This is a genomic window from Nonomuraea terrae (genome assembly GCF_004348995.1).
Classification (GTDB): Bacteria; Actinomycetota; Actinomycetes; order Streptosporangiales; family Streptosporangiaceae; genus Nonomuraea; species Nonomuraea terrae.
This window is the reverse complement of record NZ_SMKQ01000147.1, coordinates 1-22,971: the sequence shown is the minus strand read 5'-3', so window position 1 is coordinate 22,971 and position 22,971 is coordinate 1. Positions and strand designations below refer to the sequence as shown.

The following is a 22,971-nucleotide window of genomic DNA, read 5'->3' as shown; positions in this document are numbered from 1 at the left end:
GATCAGGGAGGTCAGGGCCGGCGCCGCCGCGCACGACGAGGCCGTCAGGCGCCGCGCCGCCGCCGAGCACGACCGCGACCGCGCCCGCGACGACCTCGCCTCCGCCCAGGAGGCGCACGAGCGAGCCGAGCGCGTACGCGCGGAACGCGCCCGAGACCTGGCCGCCGACCTCGGCGAATGGGCGGGCGGCTGCACCCAGCTCCAGCTCGACCCCGGCACGCTGGCCGGCCTGGCCGAGCACTTCGAGCGTGCCGACGACCTGGTCGGCACCGCGCGGACGATGGCCGCCGTCGAGCTGGCCGCCCGCGAGCAGCAGGTCACGGGGCTGCGCGAACGCCTGGTCGCCGAACGCGCCGAGCTGGTCGGGGAACGCGAACGCCTCGACGAGCAGACTGTCCTCGCGCCCCCGGCCCCGCACACCCGGGGCGCCGCCGCCCGTCGCGGCCCCGGCACCCCGCTGTGGCGCGCGGTGGCGTTCCGCTCGGGCCTCGACCCGGTCGCCCAGGCCGGGGTGGAGGCCGCGCTCGAAGCCTCCGGCCTGCTCGACCTGTGGCTGCGTCCCGACGGCGGGTTCGACCCCGGCGAGCACGACGCCTTCGCCGTGGCCGCGCTGTCGCGGCCCGCGCCCGGCTACAGCCTGGCCCACGTGTTGTTCACCGAGCCCGACTCGCCGGTGCCCGCCGACGCCGTGCTCGGCGGCATCGCGTTCGCGCCGACCGCGATCGGCGTCGACCACCCGGCCGTGATCGGCGCGGACGGCACCTGGCGGCTGGGCCCGGCGGCCGGCCGCTGGGTCAAGCCGGAGCCGTCGTACATCGGCGCGACCGCCCGCGAGCGTGCCAGGCGGCGGCGTGTGGCGGAGCTGGACGACCGGCTGAGTGAGCTGGCCGGGCGCATCGCCGAGTGCGACCACCTGCTCGCCGTGGTCCAGGGCGAGCGGGAGACGCTGGCCGCCGAGCTGCGCCGCAGGCCCGACCGCCGGCCGTACGCCGACGCCGTGCGGGCGCTCGACGGAGCGGTGCGAAAGGTGGCGCTGCTGGAGGACGACCTGCGCCGCCACGAGCAGCGGCTGCGCGAGCGCGAGCAGGACGTCGGCCGCTCGCTGCGCAGGCTCACCGAGCTGGCCGCCCGCCACGCGCTGCCCACCGCGGCGTCCGCGCTCGACACCCTGGAGGAGGCGCTGCGCGCCGCCGAGGCGACCGGCGCCGTCTGGCACGACCGGCGGGCCGAGGCCCGCGCCGCCGGGGAGCGCGCCGAGCTGGCCGCCGAGACCGCCCGCGCCTGCGAACGGCTCGCCGTCGAGGCCGTCGAGCGCGCCGAGGAGTCCGCGTCGCAGGCCGTGGTGCTGGCCGAGCGGCTGGCCGCCGTCGAGTCCACGGCCGGCGACGATCACGACGGCGTGCTCGACCGGCTCCAGGACGCCCAGAACGCCTACCAGTCCTGCCGCCGCCACATCAAGGCCGGCCACGACGACCTGGCGCGGCTCAACGCCCGGCTCGGCCGGCTGCGCGGCGAGCTCGGCACCGCCGAGGGCCGGCACGCCGAGGCCGGGCGGGTGCGCGACGAGGTGTGCGACCGGTTCCGCCGCCTGGCGGCCGGGCACCTGCCGGTGGACGCGCAGGTCACGATCGAGCTGCCGCCCGGAGCGGGGGCGCGGGCCGTCCTGGAGGCGGCGGGGTCCGTGGCCGAGCAGCTCGTCTCGGTGCCGTACGAGCACAAGAACGTCAGGGCGGCCGAGGCGCGGTTGCGGGACGCCTTCCACCACGCCAGGGAGGTCCTCGCCGACCGGGCCGACCTGGAGCTGGCCCCGGACGAGGACGTCCAGGTGCTCACCGCCACCGTCAACGGCGTCAGGACCGGGGCGGCGGCGCTGAGCAGGGCGCTGCGCATGGAACGCGACGAGCGGCGCTCCGACATCACCGACGCCGAACGCGACCTGTTCGACCGTACGCTCGCGGGCGACACGCGGCGGCACCTGGCCGACCGGATCCGGCAGGCGACGGCGCTGGTGGAGAGCATGAACCAGCGCCTCGAACGCGTCCGCACCGCCTCCCGGGTGGCCGTCCGGCTGGTCTGGCAGGTCGACCCCACCCAGTCGCCGGGCACGCGCGCCGCCCGCGACCTGCTGCTGCGCGACCCCGCCGGGCTGAGCGAGGCCGAGAAGGAGGAGCTGTACGTCTTCTTCCGCGACCGCGTGGAGGAGGCCCGCGCCGACGACTCCTCGGCGAGCTGGGAGGACCAGCTGATGAAGGTCCTCGACTACACGGCCTGGCACCGGTTCGCGGTGAAGCTGGACCGGGGCGACGGGCAGGGCTGGCAGGAGCTGACCAGGAAGCTGCACGGCGCCCTGTCGGGCGGGGAGAAGGCGATCGCGCTGCATCTGCCGCTGTTCGCCGCGGTGGCCGCGCACTACCAGACCGACCCGGGATGCCCCCGCTTCATCCTGCTGGACGAGGTGTTCGTCGGGGTGGACAAGACGAACCGGGGTCAGGTGTTCGACCTGCTGGTGGACCTCGGGCTGGACCTGGTGCTGACGTCCGACCACGAGTGGTGCGAATACCGCGAGCTTGACGGCATCGCCATCCACCAGCTCATCACGGGCGACGGCGACGACGCGGTGACGACGGCCCGCTTCGTCTGGAACGGCTACCGCACGGTCCCCGCCGACTGACGGCGACGTGCGGTCAGGGGGTGAGGTCGCGGGCCCAGGGCGGGTTCGCCCCGGGGACCGTGCAGGTCAGGGCGGCCACCCGGACGGCGAACTCGGCCGCCCGCACGGCAGCGGGCAGGTCGAGGCCGTCCAGGCGGCCGCCGAGCAGGCCCCGCGCGCCGAGATCGTGCAGCAGGCCCGCGGTGAACGCGTCGCCCGCCCCGACCGTGTCGGCGACCGCCACCTCCGGCGCCGGCACCGCGGCGCGGTCGCCGTCCAGCGAGACGAGCGCGCCGGAAGCGCCCCTGGTCACGACGACCAGGCGGGCGCCCGCCTCGTGGTGGATGTCGCAGGCCGCTTCGAGCGGCACGCCGGGCAGCAGGAAGCCGAGGTCGTCCTCACTGAGCTTGAGGATGTCGGCCCACGCGCACCAGCGGGCCACCTGGTAGTCGTCCTTCGTGGCCAGGCTCGGGCGGACGTTCGGGTCGACCGAGACCGTGGCCCGCCCGGCCGCCGCCCGCGCGAACTCCTCCACGACCTCCCTGCCCGGCCCCTTGACCAGGGCGAGCGAGCCGGTGTGCAGGCAGGCGGCCGGCCTGAGGCGTTCCGGCCCCAGCTCGTACGGGCTCCACTGCCAGTCGGCGGTGCCGGTGGCGTAGAACGTGTACGCGGCCCGGCCGTCCTCGTCGAGGGCGGCGACGGCGAGGGTGCTCGGCTCGGCGGCATCGACGGACGCGGACAGGTCGACCCCGGAGGACGCCAGGTGCTCGCGGAACAGGCCGCCGAACACGTCGTGGGAGAGCCGCCCGAGGAAACGCGTGGGCGTGCCGAGCCGGGCCAGCGCCACCGCCGTGTTCGCCGGCCCGCCCCCGGGCAGCACCCGCAGGTCCATGGAGCCGGCCCGGGAGTCGGAGGTGAAGGCGTCGGCGACGCACTCGCCGAGGACGGCGATCATCGGGGGGCTGCCTCTCATGAGCACGTTTCCGGCCTGTCACGGCCCGTGGGCATTGACGTTTCCCGGACCGGAGTTCATCATCGCAGCACAGCGGATGTCAACGTTGACATATGTCGGCGATGACAGCGAGTCCCCCCTGATAGGAACCGCCATGAACGCGAAGATTCCGGCAGGACTCCTGGTCACAGCGCTTCTCCTCACCGGGTGCGGAGGCGGCGGCGGCGGGCAGAGCGCCTCCGCCCCGCCCAAGGTCGGCCTGATCACGAAGACCGAGACGAACCCGTTCTTCGTCAAGATGAAGGAGGGCGCCGAGAAGGCCGCCCAGGCGGGCGGCATGGAGCTGATGAGCGCCGCGGGCAAGTTCGACGGCGACAACGCCTCCCAGATCACCGCCATCGAGAACATGGTGGCCGCCGGCGTGAAGGGCATCCTCATCACGCCGAGCGACACCAAGGCCATCGTCCCCGCGATCCAGAAGGCCCGCGGCGCCGGCGTCCTGGTGATCGCGCTGGACACGCCGACCGAGCCGCAGAACGCCACGGACGCGCTGTTCGCCACCGACAACTTCAAGGCCGGCGAGCTGATCGGCCAGTACGCCAAGGCCGCCTTGGCGGGCAAGCCCGCCAAGATCGCCACGCTCGACCTGGCCCCGGGGATCACGGTCGGGCAGCTCAGGCACGACGGCTTCCTCAAGGGGTTCGGCGTCCAGGAGGGCGACCCCTCCGTCGTCTGCTCCCAGGACACCCGCGGCGACCAGGCGAGGGGGCAGACCGCCATGGAGAACTGCCTGCAGAAGGCGCCCGACATCAACCTCGTCTACACCATCAACGAACCGGCAGCGCTGGGCGCGTACACCGCGCTGAAGGCCACGGGCCGCGAGAAGGACGTGCTGATCGTCTCCGTCGACGGCGGCTGCACCGGCACGCGGGCCGTGCAGTCGGGGCAGATCGCCGCGACCAGCCAGCAGTACCCGCTGAAGATGGCCGAGGAGGGCGTCAAGGCCGTGGCCGCGTTCGCCAAGACAGGCCAGAAGGCCGGCGGCTACACCGACACCGGCGTCACCCTCATCACCGACAAGGCCGTCCCCGGGGTCGAGGCGCAGGACACCGCCTTCGGCCTGGCCAACTGCTGGGGCTGACATGGCGGTGATCGAAGCTCCGTCGCCGGCGCGCCGCCTGGTCGCCACGCCCGTCGCCGGGCCGCTGGCGGCGCTCGTGCTGGCGTGCGTGTTCTTCGGCGTCAACAGCGACCAGTTCCTCACCGGCCCCAACTTCTCCCTGATCATCCAGCAGGTCATGGTCGTCGGCACGCTCGCCATCGGCCAGACCTTGATCATCCTGACCGCGGGCATCGACCTGGCGTGCGGCGCGATCATGGCGTTCGGCGGGATCGTGATGACCAAGCTGGCCGTGGACAACGGCCTGCCGCCGCTGCTCGCGGTGGCCGCCGGGCTCGCCGTCTGCGCCGCCTTCGGGCTGGTCAACGGGCTGCTGGTGACGCGGATCTCGCTGCCGCCGTTCATCGTGACGCTCGGCATGCTGAACGTGGCGTTCGCGCTCACGCACATCTACTCGAACGAGCAGACGGTGGTCGGCCTGCCCGGCCTGCTGACGTTCCTCGGGCAGACGTTCCAGGTCGGGCAGACGAACGTCACCTACGGCTCGCTGCTGACGATCCTGCTGTTCCTGCTGTTCGCGTACCTGCTGGGCTCGACCGCGTGGGGCCGCCACGTGTACGCGCTCGGCAACAGCCCCGAGGTGGCCCGGCTGACCGGGATCAGGACGCGCCGGCTGACGGTCGGCGTCTACACGCTGGCCGGCTTCGTCTACGGCATCGCCGCCCTGCTGCTGGTATCCCGTACGGGCGTGGGCGACCCGCAGGCCGGCCAGACCGACAACCTCGACAGCATCACCGCCGTCGTGCTCGGCGGCACCAGCCTGTTCGGCGGCCGCGGCCTGGTCATCGGGACGCTGGTCGGGGCGCTCATCGTGGGGGTCTTCCGCAACGGCCTGCAGCTCATGGGCGTGCCGTCGATCTACCAGACGCTCATCACCGGCATCCTCGTGATCCTCGCCGTCGCCGTCGACCAGCTCTCCCGCAGGAGGAACCGATGACCACCCCGGTGCTCCAGGCCCGCGGCCTGACCAAGCGCTACGGTCACGTCGTCGCGCTCGACGGCGCCGACTTCGACCTGATGCCCGGCGAGGTGCTCGCGGTCATCGGCGACAACGGCGCCGGCAAGACCAGTCTGATCAAGGCGCTGACCGGCGCCCTGCAGCCCGACTCCGGCGAGATCCGGCTCGACGGCGAGCCCGTGCGCTTCCGCGACCCGCTCGACGCCCGCCGGCACGGCATCGAGACCGTCTACCAGGACCTCGCGATCGCCGCCTCGCTCGACATCGCCACGAACATGTTCCTGGGCCGCGAGCTGCGCAAGCCCGGCGTGCTCGGCAATGTCTTCCGGATGCTCGACAAGAAGCGCATGCGGCAGGAGTCGGCCCGGCACATGGCCGAGCTGAAGATCGGGCTGCGCTCGCTCAGCCAGCCGGTCGAGTCGTTGTCCGGCGGCCAGCGCCAGGGCGTGGCCGTGGCCAGGGCGGTGGCGTGGGCCACCCGCGTCGTCGTCATGGACGAGCCCACGGCGGCGCTCGGCGTCAAGGAGTCGGGCCAGGTGCTCGACCTGATCAGGCAGGTCCGCGATCGAGGCACGCCGGTCGTCCTGATCAGCCACAACATGCCGCACGTCTTCGAGATCGCCGACCGGATCCACATCCAGCGCCTCGGCCGCCGGGTCGCCGAGATCAGCCCGCGCGAGCACAGCATGGCCGAGGTGGTGGCCATCATGACCGGCGCGCTCCAGGTGTCGGACGGCAAGTCCGTGGTGGTGGACCAGAGCGCGGCGGACGCGATCGGCTGGTCCTGAGGGGACGGACGGCTAGCATGGGCGCGATGCGGCGTCCGACGATGACCGATGTGGCCCGTGAGGTCGGGGTCACCGCGAAGACCGTCTCCCGGGTGCTCAACGACGGCCCGGTGGCCGTGGAGACCCGCGAGCGCGTCCTGGCGGCGGTCAGGAAGCTCGGCTACCAGCCCAACCTCATGGCCCGCAACATGCGCGTGGGCGCCCGCGACGCCGCGATCGGCCTGGTCATCCCCGAGATGGGCAACCCGTTCTTCGGCACGGTCGCGGGCGGCGTCGAGAGCGCGGTGCGGGCGCGCGGGCTCACCCTCATCGTCGGCTCCTCCGACGAGGCGGCCGGCCTGGAGCAGTCGTTGATCGCGACGTTCCTGGCCCGCCGGGTCAGCGCGCTCATGGTGGTCCCCGCGGCGTCCAGCGACCACCGCCACCTGCGTTCCGAGCGGGTGGCCGGGCTGCCCATCGTCTTCCTCGACCGCCCGTCCGCCGGCCTGCGGGCCGACTGCGTGGTCAGCGCCAACCGCGAGGGCTCACGGACGGGTGTGGCCCACCTCATCGTGCACGGGCATCGCAGGATCGGCTTCGTCGGCGACGTGCCCGCCTCGCTCTACACCCGCCGCGAACGGCTCCAGGGCTACCGCGACGCCCTCGACGGCGCGGGGCTGCCGTACGACCGGGCGCTGGTGGAGACCGGTCATGACGTGGAGGCCGCGGCCCGGGCGACGATGCGGCTGTTATCCCTCGCCGACCCGCCGACGGCGCTGTTCGCGGGGAACAACCTGGCCTCCATGGGCGCGGTGGTGGCGCTGTCGCGGGCGGGCCGCAAGGACGTCGCCGTGGTCGGCTTCGACGACCTGCCGCTGGCCGAGGCGCTCGACCCGCCGCTGACGGTGGTGGCCCAGGACCCGGCGGCGGTCGGGGCCGCGGCGGCCGAGATGGTGCTGAGGCGGCTCGACGGCGACCGCTCCCGGGCGCGCCGCACGACCGTGCCGACCCGCCTGATCGCCCGCGGCTCCGGGGAACTCCCACCGCGCTGACCCTCCGGGCGTGCAGGAAACGCGACAGGGCCGCCCGATGCCGGGCGGCCCTGCCAGGAGAAACCTTCTCTAGCGCTTGACCGTGAACCGCCCGGTCAGCGGCCCCAGCTCGACGGTGTGGTCGCCGGGCTCGGCGCGCAGCGCGAACGTGACGCGCGTGCTGCGGCCGGGCTTCAGCGGCACCGTACGCTGCTGGACCTTCTCGCCGTCGACGCGCAGCACGGCCTCGTACGAGCCCGCCCGTTCGCCGATGTTCTTCACCAGCGCCCGGATCTCGACGCGCCCCGACCGCGAGACGGCGGGGGAGACCTCCGGACCGGCGAGCGTGAACAGCGCCTCCGGCCCGGCCACCAGGTCGTGCACGAAGATGTCGGACCGGTGGTTGGTGTCGCCCTCGACCAGGTTGCCGGAGGTGCTCTGCCAGGCCACGTACCGTCCGTCGTCGCTGATCGACGGCAGCTCGGAGCGGGCGTCGCCCTCCTCGTCGTTGGGGCCGGTGGACAGCAGCGTGGTGGTGCCCGCCGCGACGTCGCGCAGGAACACGTCGCTGCGCGCGTTCGTGTCGCCCTCGGTGAGCCGGCCCGAGTCGCTGTAGAAGACGACCTTGCTGCCGTCCGCGTTCAGCTCCGGGGCGAACGACAGGGCGCCCGCCCCCTGCCCGTCCAGCGTGACCGACACCATGTCGGTCTTGCCGGTGGCCAGGTTCTGCACGTAGATCTCGCCGAGGCCCACGCCGTTGGCGAAGGCCACCGCGGTCCCGTCGGCGCTGAGCACCGGCCCGGTGGTCTCGGTGTCCGGGAACGGCCCCTCGATCCGCTTGACCGTCCCGCTCTGGCGGTCGAGCACGAACGCGTCGTTCAGGCCGTCGGCGTCACCGGGCACGACGTTGGCGGCGTCGCTCTGGAAGGCCACGTACCGGCCGTCGGCGCTGATCGACGGCTCGCGGGCCTGGCCGTTCAGCTGGGAGCCGTCCTGGGCGACGGACAGGCGCACGGTCGTGCGCTCCTGCCGGTCGCGCAGGAACACGTCGCTGCGGCCGTTCGTGTCACCGGGCACCAGGTTCGTCGCGTCGCTGCTGAAGACCGCGTACCGGCCGTCCGCGCTGATGACCGGCGAGCCCGACAGCCCGTCGCCCGGCGTGCCGTCGGACGACACGGACACCAGCTCCGTCGTCCCCGTCTGCCGGTCGTGCACGAACGCGTCCGTCTGACCGTTCGTGTCTCCCTCGGCGAGGTTGCTCGCCCCGCTGTTGAACCCGACGTACCGCCCGTCGGCGCTGACCGTCGGCGACAGCGAGAACGAGTTCGCCAGGCCGCCACCGGTCGGTACCGAGACGCGCTCGGTCGTCCGGGTGCGCAGGTCGGTGGCGAAGACGTCCAGCTCGGCGTTGTCATCCTCGTCGTCGAGGAGGTTGGCGGCGAAGCTGGCGTACACGACCACGCTCGCGTCGCCGCTGAGCTCGGGCCACCACGTCTCGTGGTTGCCCTGGCGGCCGTCCGGGCCCACCGACACGCGCTCGGTCTGCGGGCGGCGCGGCAGCGTCACGTCCGCGGACGCCTTCTGGCGGCCCACGGTGACCTGCACCGGCTGCGAACGGGACACGCCCGGGGCGTACGCGGAGATCTGGTGGTCGCCGACCGGCACGTCCTTGATCGTGTACCGGCCGTTCCGGTCGGTGGCGCCCGTCAGCTGGTCGGGGACCCCGAGCACCGAGACGGTCGCGCCCGGCACCGCAGAGCCGGTCGGCCCGTACGTCACCGTGCCCGAGATCGTGCTCCAGCGGGTCCGCTCCAGCGCCCAGCGCACGTCGGAGAGCCGGTCGTCCTCGACCCGGACGCTGCGGGAGTCGTCCTGGTAGCCGAACCTGGACAGCGTCAGCTCGCGGGTGCCGGCCGGCAGCCGCAGCTCGAAGCGCCCCTCGTCGTCGGTCACGGTGCTGCGGCCGGTCTCCGCGGCGACCTTGACGCCGGCCAGCGGCCTGCGGCTGCGCTCGTCGGTGACCGTGCCGCGCACGCCGCTCTCCAGCGCCGCCTCGGCGACGGCGGCGTACGCGTCGACGCGGCCGAGGCCGATGCGCGGGTTCGGCCGCGGGCCGTACCGGTCGTCGGAGACCGACGTGCCGGCCAGGATCTCCTCGGCCGCCTCCACGGTCAGGCCGGGGCGCGCCTCCAGCATGAGGGCGACGGTGCCGCTGACGTGCGGGGTGGCCATCGAGGTGCCGTTCAGGGAGCCGTACTCGCCGTTCGGCAGGGACGAGACCACGTCCACGCCGGGGGCGGAGACGTCCGGCACGACGTAGGAGTCGGGCCACTCGGGCGGCGCGCTGAACCAGTCGCCGCGCTGGACCACGCCGCCGCAGGAGAAGTCGGCCACGTTGTCGTCGGCGTCGGTCGCGCCCACGGCCAGGGACTCGTACACGTTGCCCGGGCTGTTGGACTGGCCCTCCACGCAGTCGTTGCCGGCGGCGAACGCCGGGAACGCGCCGGCCTTGATGATGTTCCGCACCGGCTCGATGAACTCGTCCGCGTAACCCTCGGCGCCCAGCGACATGCTGACGACGTCGGCCGGCTCGCCCGCCGGGCTGCCGTCGGCCGCGTACGGCGCGACGGCCCACTGCATGCCGGCGATCACCTGGGCGAGCGTGCCGGAGCCGCCCGGGATGACCAGGGCGGCCATCAGCTCGGCGCCCGGCGCGACGCCGATCTGCGTGCCGGACGCGTCGCCGCCCGCGATCGTGCCCGCGACGTGCGTGCCGTGGAAGCTGCTGTCATGCGGCTCGGACGGCACCGGCATGCCGGACGGGTCGAACTCGATCCAGCCGCCCGGGTGCTTCGGGTCCGAGGCGTCGTCGGTGGCCACCTTGCCGGCCAGGTCGGGGTGGGCGGCGTCGATGCCCGTGTCGAGTACGGCCACGCGCACGCCCTCGCCCGTCAGGCCGCGTTCGGCGCGCACCCGATCTGCACCGATCTTGGCCACGCCCCAGGTCGCGCCCTCGGCCGCCTTGGCCTTGGGGGCGGCGGCCCGCGGCTTGTCCGGGTCAGGGGTGGTCAGGGTGAAGTTCGGGATGATCCGGTCCACCACGTCGAGCTCCGCCAGGGCGGCCAGCGTGGCGGGCGTGGCGCGTACCAGGAGCATGTTCTTCAGCCAGAACCGGTTGACCACGACGTCGCCGCGCTGGTTGACCAGCGCGGCGACCGGGTCCTGGGTCGGCTCGGCGCTCGCCGTCAGCGCGGCGCGGGCCTCGGCGCGCGACCTCATCGCCGGCGCCTCCTGCGCGGTGCGCAGCACGACGACCGCCTCCAGGCGGCCGCGAGCGCTCGTCATCTGGTCGGCGAGCTTGGGGTCGACCTTCGGCGCGGGGCCTGGCTCGTCGGCGGTGACGGCCTGCGCCATCGCCGAGGTCGCGGCTAACGGTACGAGCGTCCCGGACATCCCTGCGGTCACGAGCAGGGTGGGCAGGACGGCCGCGAGCAGGCGTCGTCCAGGAGGCCGACGGGGGGACAGCGGCAAGGGGGCTCCTTCATCCTGTGGCCACAGGGGCCGATGGTGCCCAAGAACGCTGACATCTCCCGCTATTTCCTGACAAGATCCGTAGATGACGAGTTTCTGTCATATGGCGTAAACCCGACATCCGAGGGGGCGGAGTTGCTGCAGGCCATCGGACTCAGCTTCCAGGACGAGGAGGTCTACGACGCTCTCGTGCGCCGGACCCAGGCCACCGTCGCGGAGATCGCCGCCGACTGCCACCTGCAGGCCACGGCCGCGCGGCGGATCCTGCAGTCGCTGGTCGATTCAGGGCTGGCCACCCGCTCGACCGGCCGTCCTGCCCGCTACGTCGCCGTCTCGCCCGACAGCAGCCTGGAGGCCATCCTGCGCGAGCGCGAACGCGAGCTCGGCGGCGTCCGCACCCACATCCGGGCCCTCATGGACGTCTACCGCGCCAACACCCGCTTCGCGCACCCCGGCGAGCTCATCGAGGTCGTCTCGGGGCGCGACGAGGTCAACCAGCGCTTCGCCCAGCTGCAGCGGAACACCAGGGCCGAGATGCGCGGCTTCGACCGCCCGCCGTACGCCGCCCCCGAGCAGCACACCCGCTCGAACCCGATCGAGCTGGACCTGCTGCGGCGCGGCGTGAAGTACCGCGTCATCTACGACACCAGCGTGCTGGAGCTGCCGGGCTGGCTGGAGGACGTGACGGCCGGGATGCAACGCGGGGAGCAGGCGCGCATCGCCGCCGACCTGCCGATGAAACTGGCGATCTCCGACGACCGGCTGGCCATCATCCCGTTGCTGCGGGCGGGCGACAGCGCGGTCACGGCGTCGTACCTGATCCATCCGTCGCCGCTGCTCGACGCGCTGATGGCGCTGTTCGAGGCGCTGTGGGAGCGCAGCGTCCCGGTACGGCTGACGCCGCAGGGCGGGGAGCTGTCGCAGGACGAGGAGCGCCTGCTCACGCTGCTGGCCTCGGGCGCCACGGACAAGGCGGCCAGCCGCGCGCTGGGCTGGAGCGAGCGCACGGTCCAGCGGCACATCACGAAGCTGATGCGCCGCCTCGGCGCCCAGACCCGCTTCCAGGTCGCGATGGAGGCCACCCGCCGCGGCTGGATCTGACGCCGCTCGCCCACCGGCGCGGTACGTCCGACATGCGAGAATGAGGGGGAGATGCCTACGGGCGAACGTCCACACGGAGGACCGGATGGAAGTCATGGACGTGTGGGTGGACGTACTGTCCAGCGTGGAAGGGAGCCGGCAGCGGGTGACGGTGCACCTCTACGGCGGCCAGTCCCTGAAGGGAGTCGTCGTCGAACTGGACCGGGCCCGCAAGAGCGTCGTCCTCGACGAGTACGCGCAGGGCTCCGCTTCGACCCGGCATGAATCGCCCGTCCACACGATCTTGCTGACGGCGGTTCAGGCCGTCACCGTGCACAAGGTGGAGTGAGGCCCGGCGCGAAGCCGGGCCTCCCACCGTGCCGGCGAAGTCCGCCTGATATCAGTGACGCCGTGACCGGAACTTGTCCAGGAACCGCCGCATCTTCTGCTGCGTGTGCGGGTCACGGGCCATGCGCTTCGCCTTCTCGACATTCTGTCTGCCCTGAGGGCTGCGCAGGTACGTGCGCACTCGATCCATGAGTGTGGCCATGCGCCCACCCCTACCCGGCCGGGCTGCGGGCAAGCGTGTCGGGCCGGCTGGGGAACTCTGGCCGCCGGGGAACGGCTCTGCGCCGCTCGCGCGGGAACTCGACCGGTTGCGGGACGGCCACGGACGGACGCCGGGAGTCAAGGTCACCATGCGCCTGCGGGCGATGTGTCGCCGCAGGCGCCCTCGCACGTAGGCGGCCGTTGCCGCCCCAGGCGGCGACCTAGTCGTCGACCTTGAGCTCTTGTCCGGTGTCGGAGATGAAGACGACCAGCAGTTTCGCCGGTTCCGTCTTACTGGTGTTCTCGGCGAGCACGTGGTGGGCGCCCGGCTTCTCGACCCAGTCCTCGCCCTGGCGGTACGTACGCGCCGGTTCGTCGTCGAGCCGGCTGCGCACCGAGCCTTCCAGCACGTACGCGTAGAGGAAGGCCGAACCGTGCCGATGCGGCGCCGCCCGTCCCGCAGGCGGGAAGTCGACGATCGCCGAGGTGAACGTCTTGCCTTTGACGTTCGGGAGCGCCTGTTGATATTGAATCGTCAGCTTGTCCGACGGCGGCGTCTCGTCCGATGGCGGCGTCATCACCATGGCGGCGACCGGTGCCGCATCGGGCGCGGGCTGCGCCGCGGGGGCGCACGCGGTGGCCACCATAGCGGCTGCCAGGCAACCGCCGGCGAATCGTAGTCCGATCATGATGCCCTCCTCATCGGGCCTCGATGGTCGCCGCCGATCATGTCGAGCACCACGTCGACCTCGCCGGCGTCTTCCAGGGGATCGGTCTGCAGGTCGAGGAAGGCGCCGGCGCCGAGCCCGAGCGCGGTGTCCCTGTCGGCGGTTCGGCCAGTGCCGATCACGCGGGCTCCCGCCTCGCGCGCGAGCTGCACCGCGACCGCGCCGACCGCGCCCGCGGCGCCGTGGATGAGCGCGGTCTGGCCGGTCGTGAGGCGGCCGTGGTCGAACAGGCCCTGCCACGCGGTCAGCCCGGAGATCGGCAACGCCGCGGCCACGGTGTGGTCGACGTCGGCCGGCAGCGGCGCGAGGTTGCGCGCCTCCACCGCCACGTACTCGGCCAGCGAACCGTTACGGCACCAGTCGGTCAGCCCGAACACCCGCTGCCCGACGGTCAGCCCGGTGGTGCCGTACCCCAACTCGGCGACGACCCCCGACACGTCATGCCCGGGCACACTCGCCACCCGGTCATGACCGGCTCGATCGACCCACGTTCCCGGCCACTCGAGCTCTCCGGCGATGAACCCCGCGGCGTGCACCCGGACGATGACGTCGTTCTCGGTGGCATGCGGGTACGGCATCTCGGTCAACGAGAGCCCACCGATGCCGGCGGCACGGTCTCGAGCAGCGACGGCTCGCATGGCGGCTCCAAAACACACACAAACCACAGTGGCCTTGAACCACATATCCTCCCGTAATAAGCGAGAGGGCAGATTGAACGAGTGCCCCAGATATTTCCACGATTACCCCAACAAATATCGCCCCAATTCCGAGGTATTCACGCCCTGTCAACGCGCCGCCAACGCCTCCCCCACAGCCACGGCTACGAAAAGCGCCCGCCGTACGCCACCCGGCGGTCTACGGGACCTCACCTGTTCAGGGTGGCTCACCACTACGCGATGGCCCCCTCGGGACAGAGCGGGGCAGATCAATCATGAAAAACCCTCGGGGCGGCTGGTCTGTCGGTGTGGATGGCAACGATGTGGGCCGGGCCACCGCTGATCGGTCTGCCTGTGGGTCATGTTCATGGGGGCATAGCCGGTGTGGAGGCGTTTGGGCGTGTTCGGCGGGCTGTCCCGTGTGGTGGTGGCAGGGGTGTTCCGCCTGGACGAAGTGGCTGTGCCGTGTACCTGCTGGAGCCGGCAGCAGGTGGTTCGAATGGTTCCGCGAAGTGGACCAGCCGGAGTGGCTACCCGGTGGAGGACGCGGCAGCGCTGGTCATCGGCGCCTCCGCACAGCTCCGCGAGGATGGCCTCACACGCCCGGCCAGGTCATGCTGGGTTCCGGGCCCCGTCCGGCTCAGGCCGAGGGCATGGGACCGACGGTCACCCCCACATGGGGCCTTTCCGTCCACGCCCGGTCGAGGCGAACGGAGGTGATTTTCTCCGCCAGCGTCAGCGTTGCCGCCAGCCAGTTCTGATCCCATGCGTTGAGATCTACACCGTGATCGACGACCCAGCCCACCTCTGCCTTCTCGGGGTTCACGGTGTCGAGGGCCGGCGGTTCGAAGATATGGAGCACATGGCCATGCTCGGCCCACTTGACGTAGGCATCGACGTTGACGGTCCAGGAGACACTCAAGGCGGCTCCGTTCAAGGAGAGCTGCTGCAACAATGCGGACGAGATTCCGCGGTAGCTCGTCGGCTCCACCACCACCACCCAATCGCCCTGCTGATCGAGCAGGATGGCGCCGTCGCTCGGGTCGTCGGGATCGAGGTCGTAGCCTTCCTCATATATGTCCTGGAAATCAGCCTCCCGCGTCTGGAGCGGGTCCCCGCCGAAAAGGCGGACGCATTCCGGCAAGGGCAGACCACCAATCCAGGTGATGCAGTAGGTTCTTCGAAAATCAGGTGTGCTGTCGCGTTATAGGCGTCGAATATGTCGTTCACCATGCCCCCCGCAAGGATGGCGCGGCACGATCGTGGACCCACGACGGTGCCGCGCGTAGATCCGAATCACCTAGATGATCTGTGGTGCCGTACGGGTTGGCATGCCTGGACGATGTGGGCGTGGGTTTCTGGTCCGGCCACCTCATCCGCATCCCGGCGGCTTCGGGGCCGTTCCGGAGAGTGCGTCACCGGACGTGGCCCCCGCCTTGCCGAGGTCGTCGGGTCTCGTGTTCCACCGTCGAGTGCCTCATCTCAGTTGATGACCATGGCGAAGGAGAAACGCAGGCCCTGCGCGCCCGCAGGGCGGAACGACTTCTGCGCCCGGGGGCCGGAACGACGTCTTTTCGCTCGGCTTGCCCGTAGGTCGGGATGACGTCTCCCCGGTTTGTGCGTCTGTCAATCCGGGGGCGGCTTTGCGTTCGTCAGCCGTCGCGGAGGCCGGCGAAGAGGTCTTCCTCGTGGGCGGGGGTGTCGACCTTGCTGAGGACGCGTTCGAAGGCCTCGCGGGAGAACGCCGCCTGGCGGATCTCCTCCGGCATCTGCCACAGGAAGATGTTGTCGCCCTGGCTTTCGTGGGCCTGCAGCGCCTTGAGCTTGCGCTCGACGTAGGGGGAGACCTCGACGAGCGTGGTCACGCGCTCGTCAGGCGTGCCGAAGTCGTCGGACGGCGTGAAGCCGACGTCGATGCCCTGCTCGCGCATCAGCTCGAACATCTGCTTCATGGCCGAGCGGGGCATGGCCGTGTAGTAGAGCTTGGCGGGGATGCCGCTCAGCTCGGTGGCCGCCACCGTGACGCGGTGGGTCTGCACGTGGTCGGGGTGGCCGTATCCGCCGCCGCCCGTCTCGTCGTAGGTGACCACGACCTGCGGGCGGTAGCGCTCCATCAGCGCGGCCAGCCGGGCGGCGGCCTGGTCGACCGGGACCTTCGCGAACGCGTCGGGGTGGGCGTTGCCCTCCCAGCCCTGCATGCCCGAGTCGCGGTAGCCGAGCAGCTCCAGATGCTCCACGCCCAGCAGGGCGACCGACTCGCGCAGCTCGGCCAGGCGCTTCCTGGCCACCGCCGCGTCGTCATGACCCGGCTCGCCCGGCTTGACGCCGCCGTCGCCGTCGCCCTGCTCGCCGTTGGTGCAGGTGACCAGAACGGTGCGGACGCCCTCGTCGGCGTAGCGGGCCAGGACGCCGCCGGTGCTCAGGCACTCGTCGTCGGGGTGGGCGTGCACGACCATCAGGGTGAGTTGGCGATCCATGGCTGGAACCCTACTCGCCGCCCCCGACAGTTCGGCCGGCGCACGGCGGATCGTCCGGGCGCTGACCGGTCAGTCGGCCAAGGCGGTGCGGGTGAGGGCGGCGGCCTGTCGGCGGGCCAGGGCCGCTGCGGCGCGGTCGCCCGCCGACTCCGCGAGCGCCGCCTGCTTGAGCCAGTTGTACGGGCTGCACGGGCGCACGTTCACCCGCTCGCTCACCAGCACCCGCGCCACGTCATGCCGCCCGGACCGCAGCGCCGCCTCCAGGAGCGTGCGCTGCACCGCGTCACGCTGCGCGTGGCTGCCGCCGAACTCGCCGACCCGGTGCCGGATCGGATACAGCAGGTCGACCACGGCCGCGTAGTCGCCGCGCCCGAAGGCGGTGATCGCCCGGCACACCGGCAGCCCCACGCGCAGCGTCATGTCGTGATTCGTCACCCCGGGATGCGGCTCCCGCACGTACGCCTCCCGCCCCGCGATCAGCTTCTCGGCGTCGTACAGCCGCCCGGCGCCCACGTACGACATGACGGCGTGCATGTCGTTGAACGCGTAGAACGGTTCGGCGACCCGCATCGGCCAGGCGTCGGCGAGGGCCCGCCAGCGTACGGTCTGGTCGGAGCCCTCCAGGTGCAGCCGCCACAGCAGCGCCGCCGCGTCCAGCAGCTCCATGCAGGACTGCCCGTCGGACATCAGCGCGTCGTAGACCGCCAGCACCCGGTCCACGTCGCCGGCCTCCAGCGCGTACAGGCAGTAGTGCCACCAGCTGTGCACGTTGAAGAACGTCCCGGTGGACCAGTCGGGCACCCGCGCGTCCAGGTAACGCAGGCCGTCGCCGAAACGCCCCTGCATCTCGTACGTGTGCACCACCGCGTGGATGCCCCACACGTCGCGCCGGTTCAGCTCGACCGCGCGCAGCCCCACCTCCTCCGACCGGTCGTAGTGACCGGCCTCCTCCAGGCCGAAGGCGTACATGCCGAGCAGGTGGCCGAAGTGGGGGTCGTCCTCGCGCCAGGCGGACAGCGCCCCGCCGATCCGGTCGCGCAGCATGCGGGCGTCACCGGTGAAGAAGTCGATCTGGTGACCGGCCGCCAGCGCCAGCGCGTCGCGCGGGTGCGCCACGGTGATCTCGGCCAGCCGCGCCCCGCAGGTCAGGAAGTCGCCGTCGAGCAGCGCCCCCACGGCCGCCAGGTGGGCGCGCTCGCGCGGCAGCAGCCTGCTCTCGTCGATCCTGCGGCGGAACGCCCCGAATCGCACCCGCGCCGTGCGCGCGTCCTCCACCTCGGTGGTCAGCAGCCCCAGGTACGCCGCCAGGACGTTGCCCATGGGGAAGTCGGGCGACTCGGCCAGCGCGGCGCCGGCCTCGGCGTCCACCTCGGCGCGGAAGTGCAGCAACTCGTCGATCGCCCGGTCGTAGCGGCGGGCCGCGGCGGACCCCGCGCCCGACATCGCCAGGCCGTGCTGATCCTGGGTCACGCAGTGAATGTAACCAGCGAAAAGCCCCGCGACACCTGGCCTGCGACGCCTAGACCGCCGTTTCCGGGGCACTCGTGGTCCCTGCAGACCTCATCGAGGAATGGTGATCATGGCGAACACAGCGGAACAGGCGGGCCGCGAGGCGAAGGCCGCGACCCGGCGGGCGGCCGGCAGCCGGCCGATGGAGGTGCTGACCAGGGTGGGCCTGGCGTGCCGCGGGGTGCTGTACGCGCTGATCGGCATCGTGGCGGTGCAGATCGCGTTCGGTGACACCTCGCAGGAGGCGGACAAGTCGGGCGCGATCTCCACGCTGGCCGGCCTGCCGTTCGGGGCCGTGCTGCTGTGGGTCATGGCCGCCGGGTTCGCCGCGCTGGCGCTGTGGCAGGCCTCCGAGGCGGTGTTCGGCGGCGGCAAGGCGCTGGAACGGGTCGAGTCGGTGGCGCGTACCGGCGTGTACGTGCTGGTCTTCTTCACCCTGCTGAGCGTGCTGACCGCGCACGGGGCGCCCTCCGACGACCAGAAGTCGCAGGACCTGACCGCCAAGCTGCTCGCCCTGCCCGCCGGCGCCGTCATCGTGGGCGTGATCGGCCTCGCCCTCGTGGTGCTCGGCGTCTACTGGGTGCGGCAGGGCGTCACGAAGGGGTTCAGGGAGGAGCTCGACCGCGGGCGGATGTCCCCGCGAGCCCGAACCGTGATGGACCGGCTGGGGCTCGGCGGGTACGTGGCCAGGGGTGTGATCGCCGCGCTGGCCGGGATCTTCGTCGTCCAGGCGGCGATCACCCACGACCCGGAGGAGGCGGGCGGCATCGACGCGACACTGCGGGAGTTCGCGAACACGCCCGCCGGTCCGTGGCTGCTGGTGGCGGTGGCGCTGGGGGTGCTGCTGTTCGCCGGCTACTGCTTCGGCGAGTCCCGCTGGCGCCGTACGTGAGCCAGGACGCGAGCTACGCCGGCAGCCGCGCCACGACGGCGCGGCACATGCCGGGGTCGTCGCAGAACAGGCCGTCCACGTCCTGCTCGACCAGCGTCGAGATCCAGCGCATCACGTCGCCGGTCGCGCGTGGGTGGACGGGGCTCGCCGGGTCGCCGAGCCGGTAGTCGGCGGGCAGCTGCGCGTTCTCGTTGCGCACCGTCCAGACGTGCACGTCGAGGCCCCTGCGGTGGGCGTCGCGGACCAGCGAGGTGGGCTGCGTGGTCCTGCCCTCGGCGTCCTGGGGTACCACGCGGCGGGTGTCCGCGCCGATCACGTCGGCGTACTCGGCGACCTCGCGCAGCCCGGCGGGCGTGACCATGTCGTCGTACGTGCGCGTGCTGCCGGCGGCGACCCAGTCGTACGGCGCGCCGCCGAACGTGACCAGCTGCACCAGCGGCAGCCTCGTCCTCTTGCTCAGGTCGCGCAGGTTCGCGGTCTCGAAGGACTGGATGTACGCCTCGCGCACGCGGTACTCGTTCAGCACGTCGAGCAGCGGCTCCTCCAGCGACAGGCCGATGGAGTCGAAGTAGGTCGGGTGCTTGGTCTCCGGGATGACGCCGACGCCGTGCCGCAGCGCGAGCTTCACGACCTCCTCGAACGTCGGGATCTCGGCCAGCCCGTCGAACGCGGTGTTGTCCGGCCGCAGGTCGGGCACGCGCTCCTTGGCGCGCAGCGTCTTCAGCTCGGCCAGCGTGAAGTCCTCGGTGAACCAGCCGGTGACCGGCCGGCCGTCGATGGTCTTGGTGGTGCGCCGGTCGGCGAACTCGGGATGCTCGGCCACGTCGGTCGTGCCGGAGATCTCGTTCTCGTGCCGGGCGACCAGCACGTGGTCCTTGGTGGGGACGAGGTCGGGCTCGATGTAGTCGGCGCCCGTGGCGATGGCGGCCTCGTACGACAGCAGGGTGTGCTCGGGCCGGAGGGCGCTGGCGCCGCGGTGGCCGATCACGAGCGGGGCCTGGCCGCGGCGCTCGGCCGTGGCGGGCGGGATCTGGGTCAGCACGACGGCGAACGTACCCGCGGCGAGGACGCCGGACAGCACGGTCGCGAGTAACCTGCGGATCTTCATGCGCGCACGGTAGACGGCTCAGGTGGACCGGGAGTTACGGGTGAGCACACAGTGATCGACGCTCCGTCCTCGGGATCTCCAGTCAATAGTAAAGTTTACAAACAGAAAAGCTTGACCGGGAACACGCGGGGCGCTTAGGTTCGCCATCGTCCGCAAGCCGCTCAGGTTCATTCCGCACACGTACGTGGACGAAGGGACTCCCCCCATGCGCAGCCGTGTCCTCCTTTCCGTGTCCGCGCTGGTGGCAGCCTTGGTCACCGGGCTGCCCGGCGGCCCGGCCGAGGCCGCTCCCGCCACCTTCACCCATCCCGGCGTGCTCGTCAGCCGGCCGCAGCTCGACTTCGTGCGGGCCAAGGTCCAGGCGAACGAGCAACCGTGGAAAGCCGCCTACGACCAGATGAACGCCAGCCGGTACGCCTCCCTCACCAGGACCCCGAGCCCTCGGGCGATCGTCGAGTGCGGCTCCTACTCCAACCCGAACAACGGCTGCACCGACGAGCGCGAGGACGCCCTGGCCGCGTACACGCTCGCGCTGCGCTGGTACATCTCCCGCGACAGCAGGTACGCCGAGAAGGCGATCTCGATCATGGACGCCTGGTCCGCGACGATCAAGGACCACACCAACAGCAACGCGCCCCTGCAGAGCGGCTGGGCGGGCTCGACCTGGCCGCGCGCCGCCGAGATCATCCGCCACACCTACTCCAGCTGGCCCAACGCCGGCCGTTTCGCCACGATGCTGCGCGAGGTGTACCTGCCCGAGGTCGCCGGCGGCTCCAGCAGCAACGGCAACTGGGAGCTGACCATGACGGAGGCGGCCCTCGGCATCGCCGTCTTCCTGGAGGACCGCGCCGCCTACGACCGGGCCGTGGCCAAGTTCCGCGCCCGCGTGCCCGCCTTCCTCTACATCACCGCCGACGGCGCGCTGCCGGTCGCGCCGCCCGTCGGGGGCGTCGACACCCGCGACGAGATCATCCGCTTCTGGCACGAGCAGACCACCTTCGTCGACGGTCTCAGCCAGGAGACCTGCCGCGACTTCACCCACACCGGCTACGGCCTGGCCTCCATCTCGCACATCGCGGAGACCGCCCGCATCCAGGGCCAGGACCTCTACCCCGAGGTGGCGGAACGGCTCAGGCACGGGCTCGGCTTCCACGCCAAATACCAGCTCGGCGCCGCCGTGCCCAGCTGGTTGTGCCGCGGTGACCTCACCCTCGGCCTGGGCCCGGTCACCGAGGTCGGCTTCAACGCGCTGCACAACCGGATGGGCATCCCGATGACCAACACCCAGACGCTGACCGAACGGCAGCGCCCCGCGGGGACCAACAACCTGTTCGTCGCCTGGGAGACCCTCACCCACGCGAACAACCCGCACTGAGGCAACCCGCACCTGAGGCACCGCACCTGAGGCACCGCACCTGAGGCCGGCGGAACGCCCTCCCGCCTGCGCGTCCGTACAGGCGGGAGGGCGTAAGCGACGTTCAGCCGGCGGCGAGGGCGGCGGTGTCGAAGAGCAGAGGCTCGTGGCCGGGGCGGCAGAGGAGCTGGAGGCCGACCGGCAGGCCGTCCACCGTCCCCGCCGGGACGGTCAGGGCGGGCAGGCCGAGCACGTTCCACGGGCTCGTCAGGGACAGCAGCGCGGGCCTGACCGCGATCGGCCGGCCGTCCACCTCGATCTCGCGCCGGTCCAGTGGTGGCGCGACGATGGGCACGGTCGGCAGCGCCACCACGTCGTGCCGGGCGAACAGCGCGTCCGTGAGGGCGGCCAGCCGCGTGCGCGCCTCCATGGCGCGGACGTACCGCCAGCCCGGCAACTCGGCGGCCACCCGCAGCCGCTCCAGCACCTCCGGGTCGAACAGGCCGGGGTCCCGCTCCAGCCGGTCGGCGTGCACGGCCGCCGCCTCGCAGCTCTGCACGATCGTGTACGTCTCCCGCAACTCCTCGCCGGCGCCGTCCGGCAGCCGCACCTCCTCCTTGGCCCCGGCCCGCCCGGCCGCCTCCCTGACGGTGCGGGCCACCCGGGGGTCGCCGTCGAACAGCCCGGCGGGATCGAGCCACGCCACCCGCGCGGGCCCGGACACCTCGGGCGGGCCTCCGTCCCGGGCCAGGCGGCCGTAGGCGAGCAGGCAGTCCGCGGCGTCGCCCGCCAGCACGCCCACATGGTCGTACGTCCGCGACAGCGGGAACACCCCGTCCGCCGGGATGGCCCCGTACGCGGGCTTGAACCCGGCGATCCCGCACAGAGCGGACGGGATACGGACGGAGCCGCCCGTGTCCGTGCCGATCGCCAGCGGCACCAGGCCCGCCGCGACGGCCGCCGCGCTGCCGCCGCTGGAACCGCCCGACATACGCGCGACGTCCCACGGGTTGCGCGAGGGCCCGTTCGCCGAACGGTCGCCGGTGGGCCCGTACGCGAACTCGTGCGTCGTCGTCTTGCCCACGATGACCGCGCCCGCCCGGCGTAACCCGGTCACGCAGGCGGCGTCGGAGCCGGCGACGTGACCGGCGAAGTGCCGCGAGCCCATGGTCGCGGGCAGCCCGGCGACCAGGACGAGGTCCTTGACCGCGACCGGCACGCCGTGCAGCGGCCCCCGGTCGGTGCCGGCGGCCAGCTCCTCGTCGGCCCGCCGTGCCGCGGCCGATGCGCCGGAGGCGTCGACGGTGACGAAGGCGTTCAGCTCGGGGTCGAGGGCGGCGACCGCGTCGATGGCCTGCCGGGTCAGCTCGGCGGAGGAGGTACGGCCCGCGCGGAGGTCACGGGCGAGGGAGGCGATGCTACGCCCACGGAAGGGGCCAAGGGGGATCGGCATGGCCTCTTTGTACACATATCGGGATCTGCGAGGCATCACCGGTCCTACGCCCCCGTCCGGGTCGGGCGTCAGGTCAGGTGCCGTCCTGCTCGGGGG

18 protein-coding genes and 1 pseudogene are annotated in these 22,971 nt (G+C 72.2%); 9 read left to right on the top strand and 10 right to left on the bottom strand.

The features are described 5' to 3' along the window. Window positions 1-2,671, top strand: a 2,671-nt coding sequence (locus E1286_RS33200; protein WP_165970023.1) for a TIGR02680 family protein, incomplete at its 5' end; no start/stop codon positions are given. 13 nt (window positions 2,672-2,684) lie between these two features. On the opposite strand, the gene E1286_RS33195 is transcribed toward E1286_RS33200, so the two are convergent. Further along, window positions 2,685-3,623 (bottom strand): carbohydrate kinase family protein, encoded by a 939-nt coding sequence (locus E1286_RS33195; RefSeq protein WP_246075424.1) that lies wholly within the window; start codon window positions 3,621-3,623, stop codon window positions 2,685-2,687. Window positions 3,624-3,756: 133 nt separating this feature from the next. On the opposite strand from E1286_RS33195, the gene E1286_RS33190 reads away from it, so the two are divergent. Genes E1286_RS33190 through E1286_RS33175 form a run of 4 tightly spaced genes read left to right on the top strand, consistent with a single transcriptional unit; the run spans window position 3,757 to window position 7,559 of the window. Beyond that, window positions 3,757-4,743, top strand: a complete 987-nt coding sequence (locus E1286_RS33190) for a sugar ABC transporter substrate-binding protein (protein ID WP_187368253.1) — start codon at window positions 3,757-3,759, stop codon at window positions 4,741-4,743. Window position 4,744: 1 nt separating this feature from the next. After that, a complete protein-coding gene (locus E1286_RS33185; protein ID WP_132618830.1) occupies window positions 4,745-5,719 on the top strand; it encodes an ABC transporter permease in 975 nt (324 codons plus the stop codon). Then, on the top strand, window positions 5,716-6,528 hold the full coding sequence (locus E1286_RS33180) for an ATP-binding cassette domain-containing protein (RefSeq protein WP_132618828.1): 813 nt from the start codon (window positions 5,716-5,718) through the stop codon (window positions 6,526-6,528). Before E1286_RS33185 ends, E1286_RS33180 begins: the two co-directional genes overlap by 4 nt. Before the next feature lie 26 nt (window positions 6,529-6,554). Then, window positions 6,555-7,559 carry a LacI family DNA-binding transcriptional regulator gene (locus E1286_RS33175; RefSeq protein ID WP_246075423.1) on the top strand — a complete coding sequence of 335 codons (1,005 nt, stop codon included), beginning with the start codon at window positions 6,555-6,557 and terminating at the stop codon, window positions 7,557-7,559. Between the two features lie 69 nt (window positions 7,560-7,628). On the opposite strand, the gene E1286_RS33170 is transcribed toward E1286_RS33175, so the two are convergent. Then, window positions 7,629-11,069 carry a S8 family serine peptidase gene (locus E1286_RS33170; protein WP_132618824.1) on the bottom strand — a complete coding sequence of 1,147 codons (3,441 nt, stop codon included), beginning with the start codon at window positions 11,067-11,069 and terminating at the stop codon, window positions 7,629-7,631. A 135-nt stretch (window positions 11,070-11,204) separates the two neighbouring features. Here E1286_RS33170 and E1286_RS33165 point away from each other — a divergent pair, with 135 nt between their 5' ends. Continuing rightward, the gene (locus tag E1286_RS33165) at window positions 11,205-12,170 is read left to right on the top strand and encodes a helix-turn-helix transcriptional regulator (protein WP_165970022.1); all 966 of its coding nucleotides are present in this window, start codon (window positions 11,205-11,207) and stop codon (window positions 12,168-12,170) included. A gap of 85 nt (window positions 12,171-12,255) precedes the next feature. Next, on the top strand, window positions 12,256-12,498 hold the full coding sequence (locus tag E1286_RS33160; RefSeq protein WP_132618820.1) for a hypothetical protein: 243 nt from the start codon (window positions 12,256-12,258) through the stop codon (window positions 12,496-12,498). A gap of 51 nt (window positions 12,499-12,549) precedes the next feature. Here the strand turns inward: E1286_RS33160 and E1286_RS48260 are convergent, their stop codons facing one another. From E1286_RS48260 to E1286_RS33135, 6 genes and pseudogenes are all read right to left on the bottom strand, one after another. Further along, complete coding sequence (locus tag E1286_RS48260) at window positions 12,550-12,699, bottom strand: hypothetical protein (RefSeq protein WP_165970021.1); 150 nt, start codon at window positions 12,697-12,699, stop codon at window positions 12,550-12,552. Window positions 12,700-12,919: 220 nt separating this feature from the next. Next, window positions 12,920-13,345 carry a cupin domain-containing protein gene (locus tag E1286_RS33155; RefSeq protein WP_223190657.1) on the bottom strand — a complete coding sequence of 142 codons (426 nt, stop codon included), beginning with the start codon at window positions 13,343-13,345 and terminating at the stop codon, window positions 12,920-12,922. Between the two features lie 38 nt (window positions 13,346-13,383). After that, window positions 13,384-14,004, bottom strand: a complete 621-nt coding sequence (locus E1286_RS33150; RefSeq protein ID WP_246075422.1) for an NADP-dependent oxidoreductase — start codon at window positions 14,002-14,004, stop codon at window positions 13,384-13,386. Between the two features lie 718 nt (window positions 14,005-14,722). After that, a pseudogene (locus E1286_RS33145) lies at window positions 14,723-15,262 on the bottom strand (DUF6461 domain-containing protein); the annotation flags it as partial. A 472-nt stretch (window positions 15,263-15,734) separates the two neighbouring features. Then, a complete protein-coding gene (locus E1286_RS33140; RefSeq protein WP_132618814.1) occupies window positions 15,735-16,559 on the bottom strand; it encodes a PIG-L family deacetylase in 825 nt (274 codons plus the stop codon). A 69-nt stretch (window positions 16,560-16,628) separates the two neighbouring features. Next, the gene (locus tag E1286_RS33135) at window positions 16,629-18,029 is read right to left on the bottom strand and encodes a tetratricopeptide repeat protein (RefSeq protein WP_132618812.1); all 1,401 of its coding nucleotides are present in this window, start codon (window positions 18,027-18,029) and stop codon (window positions 16,629-16,631) included. Between the two features lie 109 nt (window positions 18,030-18,138). On the opposite strand from E1286_RS33135, the gene E1286_RS33130 reads away from it, so the two are divergent. After that, entirely contained in the window at window positions 18,139-18,960 is an 822-nt protein-coding gene (locus E1286_RS33130) for a DUF1206 domain-containing protein (protein ID WP_132618810.1), read from the top strand. A 13-nt stretch (window positions 18,961-18,973) separates the two neighbouring features. Here the strand turns inward: E1286_RS33130 and E1286_RS33125 are convergent, their stop codons facing one another. Beyond that, window positions 18,974-20,068, bottom strand: a complete 1,095-nt coding sequence (locus tag E1286_RS33125) for a glycerophosphodiester phosphodiesterase (protein WP_132618808.1) — start codon at window positions 20,066-20,068, stop codon at window positions 18,974-18,976. A 205-nt stretch (window positions 20,069-20,273) separates the two neighbouring features. Between E1286_RS33125 and E1286_RS33120 the strand changes: the two genes are divergently transcribed. Next, a complete protein-coding gene (locus E1286_RS33120) occupies window positions 20,274-21,443 on the top strand; it encodes an alginate lyase family protein (RefSeq protein ID WP_132618806.1) in 1,170 nt (389 codons plus the stop codon). Between the two features lie 103 nt (window positions 21,444-21,546). On the opposite strand, the gene E1286_RS33115 is transcribed toward E1286_RS33120, so the two are convergent. Next, entirely contained in the window at window positions 21,547-22,875 is a 1,329-nt protein-coding gene (locus tag E1286_RS33115) for an amidase (RefSeq protein ID WP_132618804.1), read from the bottom strand. Between the last annotated feature and the right edge of the window lie 96 nt (window positions 22,876-22,971).

What these genes read in the sequence shown, in the direction of transcription:
- E1286_RS33125 (WP_132618808.1), bottom strand. Translation starts at nt 20,068, where the DNA reads ATGAAGATCCGCAGGTTACTCGCGACCGTGCTGTCCGGCGTCCTCGCC.
- E1286_RS33160 (WP_132618820.1), top strand. Translation starts at nt 12,256, where the DNA reads ATGGAAGTCATGGACGTGTGGGTGGACGTACTGTCCAGCGTGGAAGGG.
- E1286_RS33180 (WP_132618828.1), top strand. Translation starts at nt 5,716, where the DNA reads ATGACCACCCCGGTGCTCCAGGCCCGCGGCCTGACCAAGCGCTACGGT.
- E1286_RS33155 (WP_223190657.1), bottom strand. Translation starts at nt 13,345, where the DNA reads ATGGTGGCCACCGCGTGCGCCCCCGCGGCGCAGCCCGCGCCCGATGCG.
- E1286_RS33120 (WP_132618806.1), top strand. Translation starts at nt 20,274, where the DNA reads ATGCGCAGCCGTGTCCTCCTTTCCGTGTCCGCGCTGGTGGCAGCCTTG.
- E1286_RS33195 (WP_246075424.1), bottom strand. Translation starts at nt 3,623, where the DNA reads ATGAGAGGCAGCCCCCCGATGATCGCCGTCCTCGGCGAGTGCGTCGCC.
- E1286_RS33115 (WP_132618804.1), bottom strand. Translation starts at nt 22,875, where the DNA reads ATGCCGATCCCCCTTGGCCCCTTCCGTGGGCGTAGCATCGCCTCCCTC.
- E1286_RS33130 (WP_132618810.1), top strand. Translation starts at nt 18,139, where the DNA reads ATGGCGAACACAGCGGAACAGGCGGGCCGCGAGGCGAAGGCCGCGACC.
- E1286_RS33175 (WP_246075423.1), top strand. Translation starts at nt 6,555, where the DNA reads ATGCGGCGTCCGACGATGACCGATGTGGCCCGTGAGGTCGGGGTCACC.
- E1286_RS33190 (WP_187368253.1), top strand. Translation starts at nt 3,757, where the DNA reads ATGAACGCGAAGATTCCGGCAGGACTCCTGGTCACAGCGCTTCTCCTC.
- E1286_RS33150 (WP_246075422.1), bottom strand. Translation starts at nt 14,004, where the DNA reads ATGCCGTACCCGCATGCCACCGAGAACGACGTCATCGTCCGGGTGCAC.
- E1286_RS33185 (WP_132618830.1), top strand. Translation starts at nt 4,745, where the DNA reads ATGGCGGTGATCGAAGCTCCGTCGCCGGCGCGCCGCCTGGTCGCCACG.
- E1286_RS33140 (WP_132618814.1), bottom strand. Translation starts at nt 16,559, where the DNA reads ATGGATCGCCAACTCACCCTGATGGTCGTGCACGCCCACCCCGACGAC.
- E1286_RS48260 (WP_165970021.1), bottom strand. Translation starts at nt 12,699, where the DNA reads ATGGCCACACTCATGGATCGAGTGCGCACGTACCTGCGCAGCCCTCAG.